This window comes from Staphylococcus pasteuri, assembly GCF_030547725.1.
GTDB lineage: Bacteria > Bacillota > Bacilli > Staphylococcales > Staphylococcaceae > Staphylococcus > Staphylococcus pasteuri.
In genome coordinates this window covers 1-251 of the sequence record NZ_JAUOQO010000634.1, presented here as the reverse complement: position 1 = coordinate 251, position 251 = coordinate 1, and the positions used below count along the sequence as shown (strand labels likewise).

Annotated in this window: 1 protein-coding gene; it reads right to left on the bottom strand. The window is 60.6% G+C overall.

The genetic code is table 11. From position 1 onward, the window contains the following. Window positions 1-251, bottom strand: a 251-nt coding sequence (locus Q4528_RS15000; protein ID WP_303522482.1) for a S1 RNA-binding domain-containing protein, incomplete at both ends; no start/stop codon positions are given.

Genomic DNA, 251 nt, shown 5'->3' with positions numbered 1-251 from the left:
GCACCAGACCGTCCTGATGCACGCCGACATCGACAAAGGCACCAAAGGCCGCCACATTGGTCACCGTGCCCTCCAGAGACATGCCGGGTTTCAGATCGTTGATCGCGTCAATACCTTCTGCGAAGCTTGCGGTTTTGAAGGTCGGGCGCGGGTCACGGCCCGGCTTTTGCATCTCGGCCAGAATATCGCGCACCGTCGGCAGACCGAAACTGGCATCGACGAAATCCTCGGCCCGCAGACCGGACAAAAGC